Annotated in this window: 26 protein-coding genes and 10 tRNA genes; 30 read left to right on the top strand and 6 right to left on the bottom strand. The window is 41.5% G+C overall.

What is annotated here, in order from left to right; genetic code table 11:
* The first annotated feature begins 38 nt into the window (after positions 1-38).
* On the top strand, positions 39-725 hold the full coding sequence (locus L3V42_RS14700; RefSeq protein ID WP_238472313.1) for an alpha/beta hydrolase: 687 nt from the start codon (positions 39-41) through the stop codon (positions 723-725).
* A 97-nt stretch (positions 726-822) separates the two neighbouring features.
* Here L3V42_RS14700 and L3V42_RS14705 read toward each other — a convergent pair whose 3' ends face one another.
* Positions 823-1,686 carry a DegV family protein gene (locus L3V42_RS14705; RefSeq protein WP_238472314.1) on the bottom strand — a complete coding sequence of 288 codons (864 nt, stop codon included), beginning with the start codon at positions 1,684-1,686 and terminating at the stop codon, positions 823-825.
* A gap of 20 nt (positions 1,687-1,706) precedes the next feature.
* Positions 1,707-2,615 (bottom strand): DMT family transporter, encoded by a 909-nt coding sequence (locus L3V42_RS14710; RefSeq protein WP_235763747.1) that lies wholly within the window; start codon positions 2,613-2,615, stop codon positions 1,707-1,709.
* Positions 2,616-2,990: 375 nt separating this feature from the next.
* On the opposite strand from L3V42_RS14710, the gene L3V42_RS14715 reads away from it, so the two are divergent.
* From L3V42_RS14715 to cshA, 3 genes are all read left to right on the top strand, one after another.
* On the top strand, positions 2,991-4,004 hold the full coding sequence (locus L3V42_RS14715; protein ID WP_235763748.1) for an ABC transporter substrate-binding protein: 1,014 nt from the start codon (positions 2,991-2,993) through the stop codon (positions 4,002-4,004).
* A 31-nt stretch (positions 4,005-4,035) separates the two neighbouring features.
* On the top strand, positions 4,036-4,881 hold the full coding sequence (locus tag L3V42_RS14720; RefSeq protein WP_238472315.1) for an ABC transporter permease: 846 nt from the start codon (positions 4,036-4,038) through the stop codon (positions 4,879-4,881).
* Positions 4,882-5,210: 329 nt separating this feature from the next.
* Complete coding sequence (cshA, locus tag L3V42_RS14725; protein WP_235763750.1) at positions 5,211-6,647, top strand: degradosome RNA helicase CshA; 1,437 nt, start codon at positions 5,211-5,213, stop codon at positions 6,645-6,647.
* A 68-nt stretch (positions 6,648-6,715) separates the two neighbouring features.
* Here cshA and L3V42_RS14730 read toward each other — a convergent pair whose 3' ends face one another.
* From L3V42_RS14730 to L3V42_RS14740, 3 genes are all read right to left on the bottom strand, one after another.
* Positions 6,716-8,137 (bottom strand): PH domain-containing protein, encoded by a 1,422-nt coding sequence (locus tag L3V42_RS14730; RefSeq protein ID WP_238472316.1) that lies wholly within the window; start codon positions 8,135-8,137, stop codon positions 6,716-6,718.
* A complete protein-coding gene (locus L3V42_RS14735) occupies positions 8,127-8,606 on the bottom strand; it encodes a PH domain-containing protein (protein WP_235763752.1) in 480 nt (159 codons plus the stop codon). The genes L3V42_RS14730 and L3V42_RS14735 overlap by 11 nt, the downstream gene beginning before the upstream one ends.
* A gap of 229 nt (positions 8,607-8,835) precedes the next feature.
* A complete protein-coding gene (locus L3V42_RS14740) occupies positions 8,836-9,609 on the bottom strand; it encodes a rhomboid family intramembrane serine protease (RefSeq protein WP_235763753.1) in 774 nt (257 codons plus the stop codon).
* Positions 9,610-9,730: 121 nt separating this feature from the next.
* Here L3V42_RS14740 and acpS point away from each other — a divergent pair, with 121 nt between their 5' ends.
* The 15 genes from acpS (at position 9,731) to L3V42_RS14815 (ending at position 21,648) form a co-directional block, all read left to right on the top strand.
* Positions 9,731-10,093, top strand: a complete 363-nt coding sequence (gene acpS, locus L3V42_RS14745; protein WP_238472317.1) for a holo-ACP synthase — start codon at positions 9,731-9,733, stop codon at positions 10,091-10,093.
* Between the two features lie 64 nt (positions 10,094-10,157).
* The gene (locus L3V42_RS14750) at positions 10,158-10,784 is read left to right on the top strand and encodes an NAD(P)H-hydrate epimerase (RefSeq protein WP_238472318.1); all 627 of its coding nucleotides are present in this window, start codon (positions 10,158-10,160) and stop codon (positions 10,782-10,784) included.
* 58 nt (positions 10,785-10,842) lie between these two features.
* Positions 10,843-11,448, top strand: a complete 606-nt coding sequence (locus L3V42_RS14755) for an NAD(P)H-hydrate dehydratase (protein WP_238472325.1) — start codon at positions 10,843-10,845, stop codon at positions 11,446-11,448.
* A gap of 192 nt (positions 11,449-11,640) precedes the next feature.
* Entirely contained in the window at positions 11,641-12,654 is a 1,014-nt protein-coding gene (locus L3V42_RS14760) for a LolA family protein (protein ID WP_238472319.1), read from the top strand.
* A gap of 749 nt (positions 12,655-13,403) precedes the next feature.
* Positions 13,404-13,688, top strand: coding sequence for a CopG family ribbon-helix-helix protein (locus L3V42_RS14765; protein WP_235763757.1), 285 nt, complete (start codon positions 13,404-13,406; stop codon positions 13,686-13,688).
* 3 nt (positions 13,689-13,691) lie between these two features.
* Positions 13,692-14,051: a type II toxin-antitoxin system PemK/MazF family toxin gene (locus L3V42_RS14770; protein ID WP_156855993.1), complete on the top strand. Its 360-nt coding sequence runs from the start codon at positions 13,692-13,694 to the stop codon at positions 14,049-14,051.
* 259 nt (positions 14,052-14,310) lie between these two features.
* Positions 14,311-15,180, top strand: a complete 870-nt coding sequence (gene rsbRA / locus L3V42_RS14775) for an RsbT co-antagonist protein RsbRA (RefSeq protein ID WP_235763758.1) — start codon at positions 14,311-14,313, stop codon at positions 15,178-15,180.
* A 14-nt stretch (positions 15,181-15,194) separates the two neighbouring features.
* Positions 15,195-15,551, top strand: coding sequence for an STAS domain-containing protein (locus L3V42_RS14780; RefSeq protein ID WP_255771117.1), 357 nt, complete (start codon positions 15,195-15,197; stop codon positions 15,549-15,551).
* Positions 15,552-15,554: 3 nt separating this feature from the next.
* Entirely contained in the window at positions 15,555-15,956 is a 402-nt protein-coding gene (locus tag L3V42_RS14785; protein ID WP_235763760.1) for an anti-sigma regulatory factor, read from the top strand.
* Positions 15,957-16,070: 114 nt separating this feature from the next.
* On the top strand, positions 16,071-17,084 hold the full coding sequence (locus L3V42_RS14790; protein ID WP_238472320.1) for a PP2C family protein-serine/threonine phosphatase: 1,014 nt from the start codon (positions 16,071-16,073) through the stop codon (positions 17,082-17,084).
* A gap of 89 nt (positions 17,085-17,173) precedes the next feature.
* Positions 17,174-17,506 (top strand): STAS domain-containing protein, encoded by a 333-nt coding sequence (locus L3V42_RS14795; RefSeq protein WP_235763762.1) that lies wholly within the window; start codon positions 17,174-17,176, stop codon positions 17,504-17,506.
* The gene (gene rsbW / locus L3V42_RS14800) at positions 17,506-17,982 is read left to right on the top strand and encodes an anti-sigma B factor RsbW (protein ID WP_255771118.1); all 477 of its coding nucleotides are present in this window, start codon (positions 17,506-17,508) and stop codon (positions 17,980-17,982) included. The genes L3V42_RS14795 and rsbW overlap by 1 nt, the downstream gene beginning before the upstream one ends.
* Entirely contained in the window at positions 17,954-18,745 is a 792-nt protein-coding gene (gene sigB, locus L3V42_RS14805) for an RNA polymerase sigma factor SigB (RefSeq protein ID WP_238472321.1), read from the top strand. Before rsbW ends, sigB begins: the two co-directional genes overlap by 29 nt.
* Position 18,746: 1 nt before the next feature.
* A complete protein-coding gene (locus tag L3V42_RS14810) occupies positions 18,747-19,337 on the top strand; it encodes a SpoIIE family protein phosphatase (protein WP_235763764.1) in 591 nt (196 codons plus the stop codon).
* Between the two features lie 151 nt (positions 19,338-19,488).
* Positions 19,489-21,648 carry a Tex family protein gene (locus L3V42_RS14815; RefSeq protein WP_238472322.1) on the top strand — a complete coding sequence of 720 codons (2,160 nt, stop codon included), beginning with the start codon at positions 19,489-19,491 and terminating at the stop codon, positions 21,646-21,648.
* A 197-nt stretch (positions 21,649-21,845) separates the two neighbouring features.
* Here L3V42_RS14815 and L3V42_RS14820 read toward each other — a convergent pair whose 3' ends face one another.
* On the bottom strand, positions 21,846-23,336 hold the full coding sequence (locus L3V42_RS14820; RefSeq protein ID WP_235763766.1) for a catalase: 1,491 nt from the start codon (positions 23,334-23,336) through the stop codon (positions 21,846-21,848).
* Between the two features lie 404 nt (positions 23,337-23,740).
* Here L3V42_RS14820 and L3V42_RS14825 point away from each other — a divergent pair, with 404 nt between their 5' ends.
* The 11 genes from L3V42_RS14825 (at position 23,741) to L3V42_RS14875 (ending at position 25,381) form a co-directional block, all read left to right on the top strand.
* Positions 23,741-24,190 (top strand): SprT family protein, encoded by a 450-nt coding sequence (locus tag L3V42_RS14825; protein ID WP_235763767.1) that lies wholly within the window; start codon positions 23,741-23,743, stop codon positions 24,188-24,190.
* Between the two features lie 226 nt (positions 24,191-24,416).
* A tRNA-Asn gene (locus tag L3V42_RS14830) sits at positions 24,417-24,491 on the top strand.
* A 3-nt stretch (positions 24,492-24,494) separates the two neighbouring features.
* Positions 24,495-24,586 (top strand) — tRNA-Ser (locus L3V42_RS14835).
* Positions 24,587-24,595: 9 nt separating this feature from the next.
* Positions 24,596-24,667, top strand: a tRNA-Glu gene (locus L3V42_RS14840).
* Positions 24,668-24,691: 24 nt separating this feature from the next.
* Positions 24,692-24,768 (top strand) — tRNA-Asp (locus L3V42_RS14845).
* Between the two features lie 8 nt (positions 24,769-24,776).
* Positions 24,777-24,851, top strand: a tRNA-Gln gene (locus L3V42_RS14850).
* Positions 24,852-24,916: 65 nt separating this feature from the next.
* A tRNA-Leu gene (locus tag L3V42_RS14855) sits at positions 24,917-25,001 on the top strand.
* A 48-nt stretch (positions 25,002-25,049) separates the two neighbouring features.
* Positions 25,050-25,123, top strand: a tRNA-Arg gene (locus L3V42_RS14860).
* Between the two features lie 8 nt (positions 25,124-25,131).
* A tRNA-Pro gene (locus L3V42_RS14865) sits at positions 25,132-25,208 on the top strand.
* Between the two features lie 11 nt (positions 25,209-25,219).
* A tRNA-Gly gene (locus L3V42_RS14870) sits at positions 25,220-25,293 on the top strand.
* Positions 25,294-25,307: 14 nt separating this feature from the next.
* Positions 25,308-25,381 (top strand) — tRNA-Ile (locus L3V42_RS14875).
* The last annotated feature ends 233 nt before the right edge of the window (positions 25,382-25,614 follow it).

The following is a 25,614-nucleotide window of genomic DNA, read 5'->3' on the forward strand; positions in this document are numbered from 1 at the left end:
AGTAGAAAAAGAAGGCTTTCTGGAATGAGGAGATGCAGATGATTGGATGTTTATTGATTCACGGATTTACAGGTGGTCCTTATGAACTTGGACCGTTAGCGTCGTATTTGCGGGAACATACAGATTGGCATGTGGAAATACCTACATTGCCGGGACATGGGAAGGAATTGGATTTAGAGAACATCACTTATAAAGATTGGATTTTGGCAGCGGAAGAAACATTGGAGCAATTGGCGAAAAAGTATAATGAGATTTATTTGATCGGCTTTTCGATGGGTGGGATGATTGCTGCTTATCTTGCAGCAAAGTACAATGTGAAAAAGTTAGTATTACTTGCGACCGCCGGGAAGTACTTGGATTTCAAACAGATCGGGACAGATATTCATGAGGTAATCCGTGATGGTTTAAAAGGCGGGTTGGAAAATAATAAAATGTACAATCACTATAAACGCAAATTTGGGCAAGTGCCAATAAAGGCGAATTTCGAATTCATCAAGCTCGTCAACTTTACGAGACGTTATTTAAAAGAGGTCGATACGCCAGTATTGATTGCACACGGGCAGCTTGATGGGATGGTACCGTATAAGACTGCTTATTATTTGGATAAAGAAATTGATTCAGAACATAAGGAGCTTGTGCTTTTAGACCAATCGAAGCATTTACTTTGTTTAGGCGATGATAAAGATACAATCAATCTGATGGTTCATGACTTTTTAATAAAGTAAAACTTCAATCAGTGTGAGTTTTACGGACGGTTACACCGGGATAAAAGAAAAAATAAAATGGTTGGACAAAAACTTGATGTCCAACCATTTTGTTTGCTTATTTATTCCTATCCTGAAAGAAAGCAATCACGATGGCCCCGTCCCCGCCGTGAGTGGCGATAATTGGGCCGATATCGGTCAGGAATGTTTCTTTAAAGGAATATTTATCTTTAATATCGTTCAGTAACTTAATGGCTCGGGATTCACTGTTGCAGTGGGTCATGAATAAACTCTTATTTTCCGCACTTTTCGTATACTCACCGATTTGCTGGATAAACCGCTTGAGTGCGCGTTTTTCACCACGTACACGTTCGGTTACCTCAATCTCCCCTTGCTCACTGCCACGCATTAACAATTTAATACTAAGTGTTTTTGCAATTTTACCGGTAACTTTTGAAATTCGACCGCCACGGACAAGATTATCTAATGTTTGCAGAACAAATAAAGTAACCGTATCCCCAACCCGGTCCTTTGTATGCTGTACGACTTGTTCAAATGTATCTCCAGCTTGGATTTTACCGTACAAGTCATGAAGCAGCAAGGCAATCCCGCCTGAAGCAGTTTTCGTATTGATAACAGCAATCCTACGCTCCGGTTCTGCTTCGAGTATCATGTTTTTCGCAGCAACAGCATTCTGATACGTACTGCTCAATTCCTTGGAAAGGCTCAGCATAATGATTGGTTTATCCTGTGGCACCTTTTTATATGCTTCGTAAAAGTCATTCGGGCTTGGTGCAGCAGAACGCGGCACTTCATTCAATTCTTTTACTTTCTGATGGAAATCCGCAAGTTTTAATGTGGTCCCTGTTTTATACTCGCCATCACTAAAATTTAAATAAAGGGGGACGATTTCTAATTGCAATTGTTCGATTAGCTGCTGTGGAATATCTGCTCCACCATCTGTCATAAGCTGAATTCGCATTTTCATTACCGCCTAACTAATTAATTTTTCCTTTGAGAAATGGTAACTCTCGTTTTTTTCGATGTGCTGAGGATGAATAAATACAAGCCAAAGATGACGATTGTTCCACCTAAAAATTGTGACCATGTAACAGCTTCATCCAAGAAAATATATGCCAAAATTGCTGCTCCAACCGGTTCTAACAATCCGGCCATGGACACTGTTGTTGTGCTTAACCAGCGTAGGCACCAGTTGAAAATCGAGTGGCCGAAAAATGTTGGTATAATAGCCAGAGCAAGAAATGCATACCAGTTCGTTGCACTATAACCGGTAAACGAGTGTTGTAACCCGAGATTATAAATAAATAACGTAATGGAACTAACGCTATATACGATGAATGTATATGTCATTAAAGACAAACTCTTCCGCGCAGATTGTCCAATCAGGAAATAACCCGTGATGCCAACTGCACCTAGGATGGAGAGGACATCACCGAGTAAAGCAGTTCCGCCAAGCTGCAAATCTCCCCAGCCAATAATCAGACTTCCAAACAAGGCAATGACCATACTGATGATGGCGCCATAGGAAAAGCGTTCCTGAAACAATAAATATGTTCCGAGGAAGGCAAATAACGGTTGGATGGAAACAAATACTACAGAACTTGCAACGGAAGTGTAATTTAATGATTCAAACCAAAAAATGAAGTGTGCTGCGAGAAATATACCGGCGAGTATGGATAAGAGCCAGTTTCTTTTTGAGATTTGTTTAAACTCATGTCGATAGTTAATTATGATAAATGGCGCCATGATGATAACGGCGAAGAATAAACGATAGAAAGCAGTCATAGCTGCAGGTGCATCTTCAGCAAGTCGAACGAAAATAGCAGAAGTGGATACAGCAATTACCCCAATAAAGAGAGCTGCTTTCGGATTAAATGCAGGAAGACGCATAGAAAAACTCCTTTAACAGACACCTTTTCCAGAGAAGATAACCAGGCACGGTGGACATCTCCAATTTCAATATATTATCACCTTATACTACCATGATTCATGGGAAATTTCATTTATTTCATGCAATCTATAGTCTGCTTTATTGCATTCATTCAGCGGCAGTGTCCGAAACTCACCTCCGGAGGTCCGCAGTCCAGACACCTCTCGCACCTGCTGAGCGGCGATTAGAGAGCAAGCCATGAGAACGTGCAAATCACTTACGCTGAATGAAAACGACAGCAGTGTTTGAAGGAGTGAAAGATGGGTTCTTGATGTATAAAATTGGTAATAAGAATCTGACATCATTATAATGAATGGTGGAGAGGGGGAGATAATTTGGAGAAAAAGTGGAAATATGCCTGGTCTTTCATGCTCGTGTTGTTAATTGGACTAGGCATTTACAGCAATTATTCAGACCATGACACAGCTGACGCCCGAAAGGAAACAATTACAATCGCTGACGGCGGCTGGGACAGCATGCAATTACATAATTATATCGCGGCCTTCATTATCGAAGAAGGTTATGGATATCCGGTTGATTTCATCAATGGCTCATCAATCGCAACTTTTACTGGACTCCGGACAGGTGAAATCGATGTCTATATGGAACTTTGGTATGTGAATATGCAAGAACCTTATCTGGAAGCAATTGATGCTGGCGAAATTATTGAACTATCCACAAATATGGTAACAGATGACCAAGGCTTCCATGTACCGACATATGTGATTGAAGGTGATTCTGAACTAGGAATTGAACCGATGGCACCAGATCTTAAAACGGTAGAAGATTTAAAGAAATACCCGGAATTATTCCAAGATCCGGAAGACCCGACAAAAGGTGTTATTATCGGAACCCAAACTGGAACGGTCATTCACGATATTTTGGAAGAAAAAGTGAAAACATATGGGCTGGATGAGACATTCAATTACTTCACCCCTGGTACGGCGGGGGCAATCGGCGCTTCTCTTGCACGGGCATATATGAATCATGAACCATGGGTCGGTTATCAATGGTCACCGACATGGTCAATGGCCAGGTATGACATGACTTTACTTGAAGAACCGGAATATGATGAGGAAACCTTTAACGAAAACTTTGGCACGAAATTTCCTGATAATCCGGCTTACATAACCGTACATGCTGATTTCTTGGAAAAAGCGCCAGATATTGCCGAGATGTTAAGCAATTATGAGACTTCTACAGAAATTGCAGGTGATGCTCTACTTTATATGGAAGAAAATGATGCAACCCCGCAGGAAGCTGCTTTATGGTTCCTCGAAAATTATGAAGAAGTTTGGACGGAGTGGATTCCAGAGGACATTGCTGCAAGAGTGAAACAAGCATTATGATTTTTTACAGAAAGCGAAGGGGAAGTGAAGTATGTTTGAATTTCCGGAAAAACTGACTTTCCATCTTGGTTATTACATCGAATTACTTGTCAATTGGCTCACGATCCATTGGAGCAATATTTTTGATGGCGTCAAGTCGGGGTTATTATGGGTATTTGTGAATTTGAATGATTTTCTTTTGTGGATTCCATGGTGGTATTTTATTTTAGTTATCTTCCTGCTTGCATGGCAGTATAAATCAATCGCTTCCGGCCTGCTTTATAGTGCATTTTTATTTCTTATCGGCATTTTTGGATTATGGGAAGCGACAATGTATACACTAACCATTGTGATTGCCAGCGTGGTAGTTACGCTTATTATCGGAGTCCCGCTTGGGATATGGATGGCTTCAAGTAATCGGGTTGAGACAGTTATTAAACCATTTCTTGATGCGATGCAGACATTGCCGTCTTTCGTTTACTTAATCCCGGGAATTTTCTTCTTTGGTTTAGGACTTGTACCAGGTGTGTTAGCTACGATTATATACGCGCTTCCGCCAATTATCCGGCTTACGAATTTAGCGATTCGTGAGGTACCAGAAGAAATGGTGGAGGCTGGCAGATCTTTCGGGCCGACAAAATGGCAATTGTTCACAAAGGTGCAGATCCCTCAAGCATTGCCAACGATGATGACCGGAGTGAACCAGACGACGATGATGGCACTTGCTATGGTTGTCGTCGCTTCGATGGTAGGAGTAGAAGGACTTGGGCTGGAAGTGTTGTCCGCACTGAACACAATTGATGTGGCGCGAGGCTTTGAGGCAGGAATTAGTATTGTCTTTATTGCGATTATCATTGACCGTTTGACACTTGCGATATCGGAATCCTCCCGAACTTAAGTCATAGTCTTGTACTTTTCCTCTGTCATTTAAAAAAAGTATTTGTGACGGGGCATTGTGGAAAATGATGACAAAGATGTGGTATTATAAGACAAGCAGTAATTTGAGGCCCCGAAGATGGAAAGGGAAGCCTGATTGTTCTTTTTTAAAGAAACAATAATTGGTACGTGATAAATCTATTCCCGGTTGAACGATAAACCCTTGCACATTAGTCGTGCATAACAGATAAGGACAAAGGGTATATGTATAAATAGGATTTATAAATACAAAGCAAAGGACTAGTGGCCTCTTATAACTAAATATTTATTTACAGAAGGAGTAGACATTAAGTGGCAAAATTTAATGAATTAAATATCTCAGCCCCAATTATGAAGGCGTTAGAAAGAATGGGTTTTGAAGAAGCGACGCCAATACAAGCAGAAACCATCCCGCTTGCCAATGAAGGTAACGATGTGATTGGTCAAGCTCAGACAGGAACGGGGAAAACTGCAGCATTCGGTATCCCGATGATTCAAAGGATTGATTCTAAACTTCGGAAAGTACAAGGGCTAGTCGTAGCCCCGACGCGTGAGCTAGCAATCCAAGTTGCAGAAGAAATTAACCGGATTGCGAGATTTGTTGGTATTCGTGCTTTAGCAGTATATGGTGGCCAACATATGGACAGGCAAATTCGCGCACTGAAAGATGGTCCGCAAATCGTTGTAGCAACACCAGGAAGATTGCTCGACCATATGCGAAGAAGAACCATTCGGACGGATCAAGTGCAAGTTGCTGTCCTTGATGAAGCAGATGAAATGTTAAACATGGGATTCATCGATGATATTCGTGATATTTTAAAAGGCATTCCGGAAGAGCGTCAAACGTTGCTATTCTCCGCTACAATGCCAAAAGAAATCCGTAATATCGCAACAACCTTGATGAAAAATCCAAAAGAAGTAAAGATTAAAGCGAAAGAAATGACGGTTGAAAACATTGATCAGTACTTCATCGAAATTCCGGAAAAATTCAAGTTTGATACGTTGAACAACCATGTCGATATTCACTCTCCGGAACTTGCGATTGTGTTTGCGAGAACGAAGAAGCGAGTTGATGAAATTACAGAAGGCTTGCAGGCGAGAGGATACCGTGCAGAAGGAATCCATGGCGACTTGACGCAAGGAAAGCGGATGTCTGTATTGAACAAGTTTAAAAATGGTCGTGTCGATGTGCTTGTTGCAACGGACGTAGCTGCTCGTGGATTAGACATTTCCGGTGTGACTCACGTTTATAACTTTGATATCCCGCAAGACCCGGAAAGCTATGTACACCGAATCGGCCGTACGGGACGTGCAGGTAAGACAGGTGAGGCAATTTCCTTTGTTACACCTCGAGAAATGGCGCACCTACATTTGATTGAAAAGACAACGAAGAGTAAAATGAAGCGTCTCGCTCCACCAACCATTCAAGATGCAAGACGCGGACAACAGCAACTTACAATCGAAAGAATCCAGAAAACAATTGATAAGAAAGATTTAACGACATATCAAGACGCTGCGAAGGACTTATTGGAGGATCATGATTCGGTCACCGTTATTGCGGCTGCAATTAGCCTGCTAACGAAGGAAAGAAGAGATACGCCAGTTCGAATTTCTTCTGTTGCGCCAGTTAGTGTGAAAAAGGCACTCCATTCAAAAGGAAAAGGAGGCGGACATCGCTCGAAAAATAAACGTTTCTACGGTGGACGCAACCGCAAAGGAAACTTCCAAAAACGTCGTAAAAGAGATTAATCCATAATGAAAATAAAACGGCTTGAAGCAGTACTACTGCCTCAAGCCGTTTTATTATATCCTCGTATTCATTCCAACTTTGTTCGATAAGCTATTTTGTCGCTTAGTTGATCTATTTTTTTCTCTTCTAAATTTTTCACATGATAATGCTTACCGCCGGAATTGCTGAGAATGGATATACTCATGGAAGCAAGACCCCGTTTTCTTTCCAGCGCATGATTTTTCTTCCCGAAGGCCTGTATTCGTTTTTGATAAACGAGAACGGTTATCCGCTTTATAAACCGGTATCGGAGCAGTAACCTGTCGTGAGTCAGATGAAAGCCCGCATCTTTGTAATGGAGCCATCCTAAGCCAAGAGAGAGCAGAAATAATACAAGCGGAATCCAAGCGAACGTCGGGTAGAAGATAAAGACGGCGATGCTTGCCACTAAAAATAATAAACTTGAACGTACATAATAAAATGGTAATGCAGCAGTTGGTGGCTTTGTCCATTCGACATCTTCTTCCTTCCAACTGAAGTCGGGAACAAATTCATTAAGAAAGGCATTAATTTCCCGTTTATGCAACAAAGGAAATAAAATAGTTGAATCTGCTAATTTCCCATCTGTATTCCCTCCCGCAATTTCAGCAAAAATAAATGCATATCCAAGCGGCTGCCGTAAAATATTCTCTTCAATTCCAATAGCTTGAATTCGGTGCAATGGAATCGTCAGTTGTTTTTTCTCGAGTAATCCCCTCGTTATAAATAATTCATTTTCCGTTCTTTGGATTGTGAATTTCCCGTAGCGGATCAGGGTCCAAAGAATGCTTAGTAACCATATAATAGCAAGAATACTAATGATGATGAGAACGATTAAAATAATACTTGCTGTGATGAGCCATTCATAGGTATAATCATAGACCGTTTCAGGGATGAGTTCTTCAAGTTCTGAAAGTCCGACAACGATGAAGCCGATAATGATTCCAAGTCCTCCTGAAGTAATCCCTGTTAATAACAAGCGGGAAAACGTAATCTCTTTTTTGGCGAGATACGTTTCTTCGGGAATTTCTACATCACTTTCACCACTGTTTTTTAATGCATTCCGGAGCCCCAACGCATCTTGAAAGGAAACAGCTGAAAGCGCGGCCTCTGCTTGTTTCCCACCACTTGCGGTTTCGATTTGGACCCGGGTCAGTTTAAAGATTCGGTGAATGACACTTTCCGTTAAATCAATCGATTGGATTCGGTTTTTCGCAATGGAGCGCTTCGTCCGCTTGAAGATTCCATACTGAATCCAAAGATCCTCATCGGTAACATAATAAGAGAAATGATACCAAGAAAGGAAACCGTAAATCGAAGCGAGCACTGTAAAGGCACCAAGTGCAATTATAAATACTGTAAAGTCCGTGGCGACTAAAATGATTAGCAATGAGAAAAACAGGTCCTTAACTGATTTTAATATATTGAATATAATTGCTGCGGGATGCAGTCGTCTCAATTCAAACATCATCTTCATCCACCCTAGCTAGTTGCGAAATCCGGTCCCGCAAATCGGAAGCATCCTCCTCGGATAATGCGGGAATCATATGAGTCGTCGCAGCCGTGGAAATCGACACACTCGCAACATGAAATCTTTTCATGATTGGACCTTGCTCTGTATCAACATGCTGCACCCGAATCATCGGGATTAGTGTTCGCGTCTGAATGAAGATGCCGTGCTGGATGTAGATTTCTTGCTCAAAGATTTCATAGCGCCAACGCCGGTATCTGAGCTTAGGAAATAAAAAGATGAAAAGATAGCTTAACAAAATAGTGATCAACATAGCTCCAATAATATAAGTGAACGACCAATCCCAGCGAACCGCAAATACTGCTAGCGTGATAAGAATCAGCCATAGAATACCAAGATAGATGGAGGCGCTGATTTTCCAAACATTAACAGCGCGAGGATCAATTGTATGTTTCGGTGGTTGTCTCATATTCGAACATCCTTCCATAACGACGATTACTAGTAGTACGATTAAACACTGATTAAGTTTCAAATGCGAAGGGAGCTAATTTATCCGGTGTAACCGTCCGTAAAACTCCCCCGTCAAAACTTTAGGGTCTTCGGGAAAGTTTAGGTGGGAAGAAATGTGAGCTAACACCTAAAGTTTGTTCAACTAACAATCAGTGGGGAATGGGGAAAAAACCTCACCGATTGAAGCTTCACTGTATATATCGGCTAAAAAAGCCAATGACTGCAAGGATTCCAATGACAATCCAAAGCCAATTTTTGCGGATACTATCAGGTATTACCCTTCTTTTTCTCCAGCGGTTTGGATTAAATCTAATTTCCCCGTCATTATCGGGATAATTTCGCTCGTACATACGCCACGGTGAAAAGGCCCGCACATTTCGTAAGACGAGTGGAGCGATAGCAAAGCCGCCAGCAAACCCGGCCAAGTGGGCAACAATGTTAATTCGTGCCCCGACAAAAGACATGAGTATTCCAATAATAAGGATTGTTTTAATCATTTGTGAACTTCCGTAGTCCATTAGATGTTTGCGGAAAGTGACCATGAAAATATAAATGCCAAATAACCCGTAGATTGAACCAGAAGCTCCTAGATGGGTATAGTTTAGCGGCTCGATCAGAAACGTTGCGATATTTGCGATAATACCAGCTGCTAAGTAAGCAAGGATGAATTTAAATTTCCCAAGCATCAGCTCAAGTGCTGGTCCGAAGAGGACAAGAGCAAAGGAGTTAAACAACATATGGGTTATTTCTCGGTGAAGAAAGATTGGGCTCACTAAGCGCCAGTATTCTCCCATTGCAACGTATAGATTGTTGCCGACTCCAAATACATAGACAATCCAACCAATCCCGGATTGGAAAAATTCCATCACAAACCAAAGGACAATGTGAATAATGATAAGGGTTGAAACGATCGGGTAAAGCTGTATAAATTCTTTCAAACTTCTTTCGTTTCGGATAAACAATGGAAGAAGCCTCCTAAATAAGTTTAATTTCCTATAATGTTCAGGTACTATTATAATAATTAATAATAAGCGTTATGACCAATATTAGCTATTATCATTCAAGGAGAGAAAACATAAGCCGATGATTAAAGGAATTGGAATAGATATTATTGAACTCGACCGGATAGAGGCGAGTCTTGGAAAGAGTGACCGCCTTGCAGCTCGGGTATTGACTGCTTCGGAGTTGGGAAAATACGAGGAATTAACAAATTGGAGACGTCGGATAGAATATTTGGCAGGAAGATTTGCTGCAAAAGAGGCATGTGCAAAAGCACTTGGTACTGGGATAGGGAAATTGAGTTTCCGGGATATAGAAGTAACGAATGATGAAAAAGGTGCGCCGAAACTAACGGTGCAAGGTTATGACCATTATATTTTTCTATTATCCATTAGCCATAGTAAGGAATATGCCGTGGCGCAAGTCGTTATCTGTGAGATAGCATAGAAGAGAATCTGCATAAACGAGATGGTTGTCTCATAGTATTTTAATGCGGGCAGGAGGGAACTTCATGTTTATTGTCACCGCAAAGGAAATGTATGATATCGATAAGTACACGATGGAGAAAATCGGTTTGCCAGGTCACTTGCTGATGGAAAATGCCGGAAGGGAGATTTTTCGCAATGTCATCTCTCTTGTAGAGCAGTCAGAACGGATAGCGGTATTCGTTGGAGCAGGAAATAATGGTGGAGATGGGTTTGTGATTGCGAGATATTTGCTTGAGCATGTGCGGGTAGTTCAGATTGTTCCCGACGAGAAGATCGGTGGAGATGCATTGCTGCATAAGGAAATTTATTTAAACAGCAATGGAGAACTATTAAATCTTCTGGAACACGATTGGAAAGGAATCATAAAAAATTCGGACGTCATTATTGATTCCTTACTTGGGATTGGGACAAAGGGTGAATTACGTGAACCATATCGGGGTGTGGTGGAACTGATGAGCGCCACCTACGCTCGGATTGTCTCCGTCGCTATTCCGTCCGGCTTGCCGGCCGACGAAGCGGTACCTTTTTCTTTGGCTGTAAAAGCGGATTACATGTTCGTTGTCGGAGTTTTGAAAGTCACGGCTTGTTTGCCGGGAACTGCCGTTTGTATCATTTCAATGATTTTCAAGCAACTCTTCCGCAAAGACTGACACATGCGCATATAGGAGACCATGGCAGGGGCCTGATCATCGGGGGGAGTACACTTTGATGCCTGGAGCGATTACAATGGCTACAGAGGCAGCGCTCGTCGCTGGAGTAGGCTTAGTAACCGCGGGAACACTGAAAGAAATCATCCCGGTCATCGCCACCCAAATTCCTGAAGCGATGTTTAAGTCCCTAAAGGAACAAGACGGAGAGTTGGCGTGGGATGATAGCTTGGAGATGTCCGTGTATGATGCGATTGCGGTTGGAGTCGGGATGGGACGTAATAAACAGGGCGAGAAATTAATCGAACATGTGCTGGAAGAAGCGACTTTGTCCGGTTTTAGTGATGCCGACGGATTATATCATTTAAGCAGTCTCCTCACTGTACTGAAGGCGCGAGATGCCGTGACGGTTATAACTCCTCATGCAGTTGAAATGGCCAGGCTTCTTGATCTTCCGGTAGAAGAAATGTTAAAAGCTCCTTTCCAGCATGCGAAGAATTTTGCAGAAGAATATGGCGCCTATGCCGTGTTAAAAGGAAAGTACACCATTATTACGAGCCCGGACGATTTGCAGGTGGTCGATGCAACCGGAAATCCCGGTCTTGCAACAGGTGGCAGCAGTGACGTGCTCACAGGGATGATGCTCGCCATGATTTTACAAGACTAAGCCATATTTCCTGCCATCTGTAATGCTTGCTACCTCCACGGTACCAGCGCTGATTTGGCTGTAGAGCATAAGCGTAGTGTCTATGATTTAACGGCAACAGATATTATTGCTTGGATTCGTGAAGTATATCGTATGATTTCCTGATAAACGTGATTGGTTCCCTTTGTTAATTGAGACAAGGGAGATATGTGTATGAAGAAGCGCTATCTTGGAATATTCCTCATCGTCATCAGTATGGTTGTCCTTTCAGCTTGTGGAGAGAAATCGGAGGAAGATGTTGTCGAAAAGCTGTCCGAAACATTGGAAGAAATGGATGGTTATAAGGCAGAAGCGGAAATGGCGATGAAGACAGGACAGGAAGAGCAGCGGTTTACAATTGATATTTGGCATCAGAAAGACGATTATTATCGTGTGAAATTGGGTCATGCAGAAGATGATAAAGGCAGCCAAATCATATTGAAAAATGATGACGGGGTGTTTGTACTAACACCAGCCTTAGAGAGAAGCTTCAAGTTCCAGTCGGAATGGCCGCAAAACAGCAGTCAGCCTTATCTTTATCAATCCCTCGTTCAAGATATATTAAATGACGAGGAAGCAAGTTTTGAGGCGACGGAAACCCATTATGCATTTAAAACGAAGACGAATTATCAAAATAACACGAACTTGCCATACCAGCAGATTCTTTTTGATAAGAAAACATTCTTTCCAACAGCCGTCCAAGTATTGGATGTCGATGACCAGGCAGTTGTAGAAGTCCAATTTAATGCATTTGATACAGCAGTAAGCTTTGAGGCAGATGATTTTGCCATGGAGAAGAATATGGAAACAAACGGCGATGCCCCGACATTTAGTAGCAATAATGAAGAAGAAGTCTTTACCGTGCTCCATCCGCTTTATACAGCTGGTGCAGAGGCTATTGATCAGAAAGAAATGGAGTTTGATAACGGAAAACGAGTGATTCTAACATATGGTGGCCAGAAGGATTTCACCCTCGTTCAGGAGATGCGTACGGACGTTCCAACTTTAACGACTCCTGAGGCAGTAGATGGGGAGATTGTAAACCTCGGCTTTACAGTCGGAGCATTGACAGATAGTACAATCCAATGGAATCATGAGGGCATTGATTACACACTGGCAAGTGACAGCTTAACGAAGGATGAATTAATCGAAGTTGCCCAGTCCGTCCGTGGACAAGAAATAAAATGAACCCCAAATCCACTTGAATAATCCCCTTAAGATTGATACAGTAAGACAAACTGTTACTCATCTTAAGGGAATATTTTTGTAAAACAAACTTGCATCTGAAAAATCAAAGCAGACCAAGCTTTTGATTCCTTTCATTCAGCGTAAGTGTTTTGCACGTTCTCATGGTTTGCTCTCTAACCGCCGTTCAGTTGCCCGGTGGACGGATGCGCATCCTTAGGCACTGCTAGAGCTCCTCGGGCTGCCGCCCTGCGGGGTCTCCAAGCTCGTGCTGTTCCCGCAGGAGTCACCGTCCACCGGGCAACTGAACTGGTTAGATGATTTTCTGAATAGAAATTGTCCTGTCACGATAGTAATTATATTTCTGGAACATTAAACAGTGCTCCATATTCGGCCTTTCCTGGTAGCAGTCCAGACACCTCGCGACTCCTGCGAGGAGGCTCACCAGCCGCTCAGCAGGTGCGAGAGGTGTCTGGACTGCGGACCTCCAGAAGAGAGTTTCGAACACTTACGCTGAATGAAAGGTGGGGTGCTTCTCCGCTTGATTGTTTTTGAGGGTTAGTTGGAAATTGAAATAAATGTATTTAAATCTGCCAATATGAACATATACCCTGCTTTGCACAGGAAAAAACGAAGAAAATTTGTTTTTTTATAAGAAAACTATCGAAACCCCTTTGCAATCAGGTGTATTCAATGATACTATTAAGTAGAAATTATATTATATGTTCATCAGTTGGCGGAGGTGCATCATTTTGTCAGAGGGTTTACAGGAAGTGATGGTTAAATTACCTAAAAATCTTCTTAACGAGGTGGATGGTTTGGTGAAAAACGATAATGGTGATTTAAGTGAGTTCATTTATCAGGCAACGAAGAACTATTTAGAGCAGAAAAAACATGCGCATGTGCAACAATTCATGGAAACAATGCGACGCGGTTACGAAGAAATGGGCCACATTAATCTTAATATAGCATCAGAAGCTTTCCAGGCTGAAGAGGAGGCTGAAGACACCTTAGAGCGTACAGTGATCGGGGTGTAGCATTTGAACGTGCAAAGAGGCGAGGTATACTTCGCTGACTTATCTCCTGTGGTTGGATCCGAACAGGGAGGGGTTCGTCCGGTATTAATTATCCAGAATGATATCGGAAATCGTTTTAGTCCAACGGTAATTGTAGCAGCTATCACTGCGCAAATCCAAAAGGCTAAGTTGCCTACCCATGTCGAAATCGATGCCAAAAAATATGGTTTTGACCGAAATTCTGTCATTCTCTTAGAGCAGATTCGGACGTTGGATAAGCAGCGATTAACAGACCGAATTACGAGACTAGATAAAGAAATGATGGAGAAAATTAACCGGGCGATTGAAATAAGCCTAGGACTTAAGGATATATACGATCATTAACGGAACCTTTCAACTATAATTTGGAAGGTTTTTTTGTGCTTTAATTACTATTGAAATAGTCCTTCTTTCACTTTTGACTGGGGAGTTGGTATGTTACGATTTTTAAAGAAAGATTTTTTGTATATTTTTACAGGATGCCCTATATTTTGACTTAACCCGCTAATTATTGGAGGATAAAATGGTTTCAAAATAGTCTCACTAAGAAAAAACATGGTATTATGAAAGATAAGTATCAAAAAAGAAGACGGGGGTAGTATTAGTGGATAAAAAGTTTAAGCGCATTGTTCTTGAAAACAGTGATTCAATTGTGCAGATGTGGCTTGAGAAGGTACGTGACTTGAAAGATGAGAATTATACAGCGAATATCGGAGACGAGCTCTACGAAAGCACAAACCGGGAATTTATAAATGTCATTTTTGCAAGTATACAGAACCAAGGTTCAAGTAATGAGGTTGAACAGTTTTCTGAGAAAATTATCAACCTGGGATGGCCGCTTAGCTACATTACAGATGGCTTACAGGTTTTCAGACGCGTGACGGTGGACTATATCTTATCTAATCTGGAGGATATGGATGATACCGAACAGATAAAAGGTGCGTTCCAAAGCGTAGATGACTGGGTAGAGCCGATTATTCGCCAGTTGGTAAATGAATATACAGGAAACTGGGAGCAGATCGTTTCCTTGCAGCGTGTAGCATTACAAGAATTATCAGCACCACTTATTCCAGTAATGGACAGGATTACAATCATGCCGCTGATCGGTACAATTGATACGGAACGTGCGAAACTAATTATGGAAAACTTGCTGCAAGGTACGATCAATCATAATTCAGAAGTTGTCCTTATTGATATTACAGGCGTCCCCGTTGTGGATACGATGGTTGCACATCATATTATTCAAGCAGCAGAAGCGGTTCATTTAATCGGCGCGAAATGTATCTTAGTTGGTATCCGTCCGGAAATCGCGCAAACGATTGTAAACTTAGGAATTGATCTAAGTGATTTTTCGACAAAGAGTTCATTGAAAAAAGGCTTTATGTCCGCATTAGAAATAACGAACCGGAGAATCGTTCCGCTTGAAGGAAAAAACAGAGAAGAACAGATAAAGAATATTGTTGATTCAATTTAAAGGGAGTGAGATCTTTGCGCATACCAATTCTTAAGCTGAATAATTATCTGTTGATATCGATTCAAACAGAAATTGATGATCAGACAGCGATACAGTTTCAAGAAGATTTATTGGATGAAATATATAAAACGGAGGCTTCTGGAGTGGTGATTGATTTAACATCTGTAGATATCATCGATTCATTCATTGCAAAAGTTCTGGGAGATGTTGTTACAATGTCAGATTTAATGGGGGCGAAAGTAGTTTTAACTGGAATTCAGCCTGCTGTTGCAATGACATTGATCGACTTAGGAATAAATATGCAAAATGTACCGACCGCATTAGATTTAGAACAGGGGCTTCTCAAACTCCACAAGGAATTGGGGGTATAATAGATGAATCCTCAGTCCTGTGTGAATATCAATAAAGAGTGGGATATTGTAGGAGCGCGTCAGCTTGGCAGAGAAATGGCTAAGGAAATTGGCTTTAGCACGGTTGACCAAGCTCGAATTGCGACCGCAATATCAGAACTCGCTCGAAATATATATTTATATGCCGAACAAGGAAAAATATCCTATGAAATAATCTATAATGATAGTAGAGCAGGGCTGTGTTTGATTGCTGAAGACGAGGGCCCGGGGATTTCTGATATTAGTCAAGTGATGAGAGATGGATTTACGACATCTGGAGGACTAGGGGCTGGATTACCTGGAGTGAAACGCTTGATGGATGAATTTGAAGTTTATTCCGAGGTAGGGAAAGGTACAACAATCAAAACGGTGAAGTGGCTACGTTAAGCTTTGAACGTCATACAGATAAGCATGAAGACTTATGGAGTGTTTGCTGCCGGCTTGCACTCCATCTTTATTATAAAGGGCAAGAGATAGATAGACGGGAATAGGGGGAATACAATGGAGAATTTTTTTAAGGAAAAAACGGACGAATATAAAAATCTGCTGGCTGAATACCTTGAACAACAAGATGAGAAAGCGCTCTACGGCGTTGAACTGGTCAGTAAAGCTCTCATCAAACACAATATCCTGCCAGAAGAGATTATCAACATACATATTAAAGCATTAAAAGAATTAGATCCGAATCTTTTCGTGGCATTCGAACATTCACTGGAATTCCTTTTAGAAGCGATGATATCTTATGGACTTGCTCATCAAGAAATTCAAACGCTCCGAGAACAGCAAATTGCTTTAAAATCGGAAATATCGGTTGCAGCGCAAATGCAGAAGACATTATTAAAAACGAAGAAGCCGGATGTACCTGGTCTTGATATTGGAGTTATTAGTGTACCAGCTAATCAAATGAATGGCGATTACTATAGCTTTTTGCAAAATGCCGATGGTACGATCGGAATTGCCATGGCTGACGTGATTGGAAAAGGCGTTCCGGCTGCACTATGTATGTCGATGATTAAATATACCTTGGATAGTCTGCCGAAAGAATCACTTCCTCCACCAGCCGTGCTTCATAATTTAAACCGGGTAGTGGAAAGAAATATTGAATCCAATATGTTCATTACGATGATGTATGCCGAGTATAATCCAGAGACAAGTAAGCTCGTTTATTCCTTTGCCGGTCATGAACCGGGATATTTTTACCGGGCTGCAGAAGACCAGTTTACAGAGTTTTCAACGTCAGGTCTTGTGCTTGGTGTCTCAGAGGAAGTTGAATTTGAACAAGCGGAAATTGAAATCGATGAAGGGGACATGGTCGTCTTGCTAACAGACGGTGTCACAGAGTGCCGGGATGGTGATCGATTCATTGAGATTGACGAAGTTCTTGATGTGATTCGACAATTTACTCATTTGTCCGCACAAGAAATGGTGCAGGAAGTATATCGTTATTTTGAGAGGTTACAGGATTTCCAGCTTCAAGATGATTTTAGTTTATTAATTTTACGAAAGACAGTTTAAGATTTACATCAACCGGGTATAAAAAGGTATGTGTCTACAATTCATGAATCCATACAATTATAATATATTATTCAGTTAGGGGGATTAACTTGAATCTTGAAATTACACTTACCGAAGAAGGAAACCAATCAATCATAGCACTTGCTGGAGAAATAGATGCATATACCGTTACAAATCTGAAGGAAACGTTCGACTCTGTAACGAAAAAAGAGGGCCAGGAGGTTATTGTTGATTTGGAGCATGTTACATACATGGATAGTACGGGTCTTGGCGTGTTCATTGGTGCTTTGAAGTCCACCAAAGAAAGTGATAGCGAGCTTAAGTTGGTGAATATTCAGGACCGCGTTTACCGTTTATTTCAAATTACCGGGTTGGATGAAATTATGGATGTCAAGGCAGCGATTAGAGGTGGAAATGAATAATGGAGAAGTTTGAGTTTGTTGAAATGACAATCCCGGCTAAAGCAGAATATATTGGTGTCATTCGATTAAGCTTATCAGGTATTGCAAATCGAATGGGCTTTTCTTACGAGAATATTGAAGACTTAAAAATTGCTATCTCAGAAGCAATTACAAATGCAGTCACCCATGCCTATGAAAAGGATGAAAAAGGTGAAATTCAGATCGGCTTCGGTATATACGAAGACCGGCTCGAAGTAATGGTTGCAGACCGAGGAATCAGCTTCGATGTAGAAGAGGTCCGGAAGAAAGCAGGTCCATATAAGAGATCAAAACCAGTAGAAGACCTGCAAGAAGGTGGGTTCGGTCTTTTCCTTATCGATGCACTAATGGACAAAGTAGAAATACATGATCATAGTGGGATTATTATCATTATGACTAAATATATAAATGAAGCAGAGGTGGGGCTAGATGGCGACCAAATCTCAACCACATCATAAAGGAAGAGATGAGGTATACCAATGGATAAAACATTTACAAGAAAACCCCACTGATGAACCGGTTCAGGAAAAGATTGTATTACGTTATAAAGACTTGGTTGGATCGATTGCAAGGAAATATTCGCGCAACAGTGTTATTTATGAAGATCTTGTACAAGTTGGAATGATCGGTCTTCTAGCCGCCGTGAGACGGTATGATGAATCGTACGGAAAATCATTTGAATCCTTTGCGATTCCAACAATTATTGGTGAAATTAAACGCTACTTGCGGGATAAAACATGGAGTGTCCATGTCCCAAGACGGATTAAGGAGCTTGGTCCAAAAATTAAGAAGGCAGTCGATGAGCTGATAAGAGTAAATCAGAAGTCTCCTACAGTTGAAGAAATTGCTGATTACCTGGAAGTTTCCGAAGAAGAAGTCCTCGAAACGATGGAAATGGGCAAGAGTTATAAAGCACTTTCCGTTGACCGCAAAGTAGAAGCAGATTCGGAAGGAAGTACAGTTGCTATATTAGATCTCGTTGGAAATGAAGATACGAGTTATGATACGATCGACCAGCGAATGATCCTTGAGAAAGTATTGCCGATTTTATCTGAGCGGGAACAGCTTATTTTACAGTACACGTATTTTGAAAATAAAAGCCAGAAGGAAACTGGTGAAATACTAGGTATTTCACAAATGCATGTATCGAGATTGCTTCGGAAAGCTTTATTGAAATTAAGAGAAGCGATCCAGGCAGAGCAATCTGAGGTGCTGGATTAAAATGATACAGTCAAAAGTACTTGTCTCTGTATATCAACAGCCAAAGCAAGGAAATACCTTTTGCGGAGATAGTTATTTCTATAATGAAACAGAGGATCATTTTATTTGCGCGATCGCAGACGGCCTTGGAAGCGGAGAGTACGCCATGGAATCTTCCCAGGCAGTCATTGATATCATTAAAGAGAATAATCACGTTAGTGTGGAAGAGCTTGTGAGAAGAAGCAATGAAATTTTATATGGAAAACGTGGAGTAGTCCTCGGTATCCTGAAGATCGATTTTCGGTCCGAGGCCTACTCTTTCTCCTCGATTGGGAACATTGGAATTATGACAGTGACCGATGATCGGGTGAAAAAACGCAATATCCCGAACTCCGGCTATCTGGCAGGGTATAAACGTTCTATTAAAGTGGAAAATTATAAGTTGAATAAAGGCACTAATTTTATTATGTTTTCAGATGGTGTGAAGGATAAAGAACTATCCCATTGTTATTTTACAGATAAAAATGTAAATGGCATTACAAAAGCTTACGAATTAACTTCAGCAACGACGCGTGACGACGATACAACTTTGATTGCAATGAGATATGCTTAATAAAAGTGAGAGAAACCGGTGCACAAGCGCCGGTTTTTTACGTAATGCTGATTTTTTCCTGGTGTAACCGTTCGTAAAACCCCACTGATTGAAGTTTCACTTTATATCCCGAATTCTGGTAAAATAGAGGAATAAGGAGGAAGATAGGACGATGAGTTATGACAGTGAATTATTTCAATTAGTTGCTAGTGAAACAAATATAAAAACGCCTGTTATTGAAAAAGTTATTGCTCTATTTGATGAGGGGAATACGGTGCCGTTTATAGCCCGGTACCGCAAAGAAATTACAGGTGGTCTCGATGAAGTAGAAATTAAGCTGATTCAAGATAAATGGAACTATGCTCTCCAGTTATCCGGGAGAAAGGAAGAAGTTCTGCGCATCATTGAGGAACAAGGAAAGTTAACGAAAGAATTGGCTTCAGAAATTAAATCTGCAACCCAGCTGCAACGGGTGGAAGATTTGTATCGGCCATATAAACAGAAACGAAGGACGCGAGCGACAAAAGCGAAGGAGAAAGGACTTGAACCTCTTGCTATTTTTATTTGGGAGCAAGGGGATATCGATTTACATAAAGAGGCGGAAAACTATTTATCCGAAGAGCATGAATTAACTAACGTGGCAGAAGTGCTAGAAGGAGCAAATGACATTATCGCTGAATGGATTTCTGATATTCCTGAGCACCGAGAATATATCCGTGATGAAACATGGAAGCGAGGGATGGTTATTTCGGAAGTGAAAGATGAAAATCTTGATGAGAAGAAAGTGTATGAAATGTATTATGAGTATGAAGAAAATATTCGTTCGCTCGTATCTCATCGAATTCTTGCTCTTAATCGCGGAGAGAAAGAAGATGTTCTAAAAGTATCCGTCCAGCCGCCAATCGAAAAGATTATTGATTACTTGAACCGAAAAACATTGAAGCGTTCTACAACTGGCACGCTTGCTGAGTTTTTAAAGCAGGCAGTGGAAGATAGTTATAAACGGTTGATCCAAGCCTCGATTGATAGAGAAATCCGCAATGCATTGACTGAAAAAGCGGGGGAACAGGCAATTGATGTCTTTGCAGTCAATTTGAAAAATCTCCTTCTTCAGCCGCCATTAAAAGGTAGAACAATCCTTGGAATCGATCCGGCATTCCGGACGGGATGTAAGTTAGCTTTAGTTGATGAGACAGGAAGAGTACACGACGTCTCTGTGATTTATCCAACAGCTCCCAGACTAGATGTGAAAGGCGCAGAGAAGACAGTCCTTCATTTTATTGAAAAATATAAAGTGGAATTAATCGCAATAGGGAATGGTACGGCATCCCGGGAGACCGAGCAATTTGTTTCCGATACGATTCAACATCATAAACTGGAAATACCATATATCATTGTAAATGAAGCCGGAGCAAGTGTGTATTCTGCATCAGAACTTGCACGAGAAGAGTTTCCTGATTTACAAGTGGAGGAGCGGAGTGCTGCTTCAATCGCGCGCCGTGTTCAAGATCCATTAGCAGAACTCGTGAAGATTGATCCGAAGTCGATTGGGGTCGGTCAATACCAGCATGATGTCGGTCAGAAAGCTTTGAATGAGTCGCTTACGTTTGTCGTAGAAACAGCTGTTAACCAAGTAGGAGTTAACGTAAATACCGCGTCTATTTCTTTATTACAATATGTATCCGGACTAAGCAAAACCGTTGCAAATAATATTGTGAAAAGAAGAAACGAAGAAGGGAAATTCACGAATCGGAAACAGTTGAAGAAGATACCGCGGCTTGGGGCTAAAACATATGAACAAGCGATTGGTTTCTTGCGGATTATTGATGGAGAACACCCGCTTGACCGGACACCGATTCACCCAGAGAGCTATAAATCCACAGAAGAACTGCTGGAATTATTAGGCTACACATTTAAAGATATCGGTACAGATGAATTACGCGAAAAGTTCAAGGCAATCAATTTAAAAGAGGTTGCTGATGAACTGGCTATCGGTGAACCAACACTAAAGGATATTATCGATGCATTAAGCCGTCCGGAAAGGGATCCGCGTGATGATTTCCCGCAGCCATTATTGAAGCAGAACGTTTTATCTCTTGAAGATTTGAAACCAGGAATGGAGATGCAGGGTACCGTTCGCAACGTTGTCGATTTTGGTGTCTTTGTCGATATCGGAGTTAAACAAGACGGGCTTGTCCATATTTCTAAAATGTCCACTAAATTTGTGAAGCATCCAATGGACATTGCTTCTGTCGGGGATGTTGTGACGGTTTGGGTGGAAAATGTTGATGAACAAAAGGGCCGTATTGCTCTTTCTATGGTAAAGAACTAAAAAACTGCTGGGAGCAATTGATGCTTCCCAGCAGTTTTTTTTAGTTCTTCATCTACGTCCAGTGGCAACATCGAACTGCCTTCCATCTCGGGGAGATAGTCCGTACGTCGCTACGACGCACAGGATGGATGCGCTAGTACAGGCATTGCGGGATAACCTGCGTACTTAAGCCTGTAAGGGCGTTTCAGCTTTAAAATTTACTCTTTATCAACAGCTGCTTCTACTTCGCTTAGAGAGATACCGAGTGCTTTTGCTACTCCTTCTCCGTAAGCCGGATCAGCTTTGTAGCAGTTGACGATATGTCTTAACTGTACATCTTTAGATACGCCGTCCATGTTTCTTGCAGTGTTTTCGAATAGACGTTGTTGTGCTTCAGGTGACTGAAGACGGAATAGCTTACCAGGCTGCTCGAAGAAGTTCTCATCTTGTTCATCGAAGTCCCAGTAGTTTGCGTCTCCGCCAAGCTCTAACGCTGGCTCCTGATGCTCTGGACTGTCTTCCCACTGGCCATAGCTGTTCGGGTTGTATGATACATGCCCACCTTGATATGGAACGACGCGCATTGCACCATCACGGTGGTATGGATGGAAGTTCTCAACGTTTTTCGGGTAGTTAACTGGAATTTGCCAGTGGTTCACACCGAGGCGGTAACGTTGTGTATCACCGTAAGAGAATAGTCTTCCTTGAAGCATTCTATCTGGTGAGAATCCAATACCAGGTACAATGTTAGTTGGAGCGAATGCTGCTTGCTCAACTTCTTCAAAGTAGTTTTGCGGGTTACGGTTTAACTCTAATTCACCAACTTCGATTAGCGGGTAGTCACCTTTATACCATACTTTAGTTAAGTCGAATGGGTTATCCGAATGGTTTTTCGCTTGTTCATCTGTCATGACTTGGATGTACATTTTCCATTTCGGATTTTCGCCGCGATCGATTGCTTCGCGTAAGTCACGGATACTGCTGTCACGATCTTTAGCAATTACTGCTTCCGCTTCTTCATCCGTTAGGTTCTCTATACCTTGCTCGGAATAGAAGTGGAATTTAACCCAATGACGCTCGTTATCAGCGTTGAACATGCTGTACGTATGGCTTCCGAATAGATGCATATGTCTGAAGTCTTTCGGAATACCACGGTCAGTCATAATGATTGTTACTTGGTGTAATGCTTCTGGAAGGCTGCTCCAGAAATCCCAGTTCGCTTGTGCGTTATGCAAGTTAGTTACTGGGTCTTTCTTCACGACGTGGTTTAAGTCAGGGAAACGCTTAGGATCTCTGAAGAAGAATACAGGAGTGTTGTTACCTACTAAATCCCAGTTACCTTCTTCTGTGTAGAATTTCAAAGCTGCTCCGCGAATATCACGTTCAGCGTCAGCCGCGCCACGTTCACCAGCTACAGTAGAGAAACGGGCGAACATTTCCGTTTTCTTACCAACTTCAGAGAAAATTTTAGCTTTGGTATACTTTGTGATGTCGTTTGTTACGGTAAGTGTTCCGTAAGCACCGCCACCTTTAGCATGCATACGACGCTCTGGAATAACTTCTCTATCAAAATGCGCTAGTTTCTCTAAAAACCAAAAGTCTTCCATCAATAATGGACCACGAGGGCCAGCTGTTTTGGAATCATAATCATTAGGAACTGGTGCACCAAAAGCAGTGGTCATTTTTGTATTCTTTTTGTTGTTTTCCATACTTTTATTTCCTCCCTGTTCTTTTAACTACAATTATTATAATAACACAATCATTAGCAGATTACTATTAATATAGCTTAATATTTACATGTACGAAATATGAAACACGTCAATTAATGCTAAGCTACGCAATTGAGTGGAAATAACAGATTATTCCCACGAGAGGGGAAAGAGGAGGTGGTTTTTTGATTATTCCATCGCTTTTTCTCAATTAATAAACTTAAATGAGAAAAAAGGGGTTATAAACGAATGACTGCAATCTATTAATAGCCATCTATCTGTATATCTTATACTAGAATTAATTAGAATAACAATAAACTTGCTTATCAATAAGGAAGATGCAAAAGTTGCGATGAAGTATTATGATATAATAGGAGAAAACTAGGATAGTAAGGAAGTTATTTATGTTGATGAGTAATCAAAAATTAAAGGAATTGGTCAACAGGTTGTCGGTTACTTTTTTCGACAAACCATTTAAAGACCATGTGCGGTTCAATCATAGGCTTCGAACAACGGGCGGAAGATATTTACCAGCAAAGCGACTAATTGAACTAAATCCAAAATATGCCCTAGAAATGGGGGATGCTGAATTTCATGGTATTATCAAACATGAATTATGCCACTACCATTTACATATTGAAGGAAAAGGATATAAGCATGGTGATCGGGATTTTAAAGAGCTACTAAAGGAGACGGGATCTCCCCGGCATTGTAATCCCCTTCCGTCTGAAGTCAATTCTTTTAAATATAAATATGAATGTTCTTATTGCCATAGGTTATATAAAAGGAAACGCAGAATCGATACGAAGAAATATGTCTGTGGAAAATGTAAAGGAAAATTAGTTGCTATATAATAGGAACAAACTGAAAAACGGTCGTTTTCCTCCAACGGCTCTTCAGCAGTAAAACATGAAACTTGTAAAAATACGTTGACGAAATGTAAAAACCATGTTAAATTATATAAGCTGACATTTTCGGTCGTGCCGAATTGTTCGTTTAAAACTCTTGAAAAAGTAGTTGACAAGCAGTAGGAAATAGGGTATTATACTTCTCGTTGACATTATTTAGCAGTTCAAACATTCCACAGTAGCTCAGTGGTAGAGCAATCGGCTGTTAACCGATCGGTCGTAGGTTCGAATCCTACCTGTGGAGCCATACGGAGAAGTACTCAAGAGGCTGAAGAGGCGCCCCTGCTAAGGGTGTAGGTCGGTTTTGCCGGCGCGAGGGTTCAAATCCCTCCTTCTCCGCCATCCTAACATGGCCCGTTGGTCAAGCGGTTAAGACACCGCCCTTTCACGGCGGTAACACGGGTTCGAATCCCGTACGGGTCATCTTTTTAGTGAAAGGTGAAAATGGGTCCGGTAGTTCAGTTGGTTAGAATGCCTGCCTGTCACGCAGGAGGTCGCGGGTTCGAGTCCCGTCCGGACCGCCATCTGATGTTGGGCTATAGCCAAGCGGTAAGGCAACGGGTTTTGGTCCCGTCATTCCTAGGTTCGAATCCTAGTAGCCCAGCCATTTTTCCTGAAAAATCCGAGTATCGGTTGGCATTCATTTAAAATAAAACAATAGATATTTATGATGCGGTCGTGGCGGAATGGCAGACGCGCTAGGTTGAGGGCCTAGTGGGAGTTAAATCCCGTGGAGGTTCAAGTCCTCTTGACCGCACTTTTTTTATTTCTACCATATAATAATGTATAATAATGTGGAAAAACTGCGCCCGTAGCTCAATTGGATAGAGCGTTTGACTACGGATCAAAAGGTTAGGGGTTCGACTCCTCTCGGGCGCGTTGGTCGGCGGGAAGTAGCTCAGCTTGGTAGAGCACTTGGTTTGGGACCAAGGGGCCGCAGGTTCAAATCCTGTCTTCCCGACCATATTTAATCATGCGGGTGTAGTTTAGTGGTAAAACCTCAGCCTTCCAAGCTGATGATGAGGGTTCGATTCCCTTCACCCGCTCCATTATTTAAAAAAAGGGGCCTGTAGCTCAGCTGGTTAGAGCGCACGCCTGATAAGCGTGAGGTCGGTGGTTCGAGTCCACTCAGGCCCATCCATCCCTTTTGATGAGTCAACACTTTTTCGCAAAAAAGTGTTGACATAAAAAGAAAAGGATGATATTATATAAAAGTTGCCTCGTGAGCGAGGTGAACAAAAATTTGCTCTTTGAAAACTGAACAAAACAACCAGTATGAAAAAGAGGTAAGAAGTAAAACGTTGGATTGATCTAACGAAAGCTTTTTATCCCTGAATCAATTTTTGAAGCTAAGAATAGATGACGGTGTC

Source organism: Oceanobacillus alkalisoli (assembly GCF_022213125.1).
Taxonomy (GTDB): Bacteria; Bacillota; Bacilli; order Bacillales; family Amphibacillaceae; genus Oceanobacillus; species Oceanobacillus alkalisoli.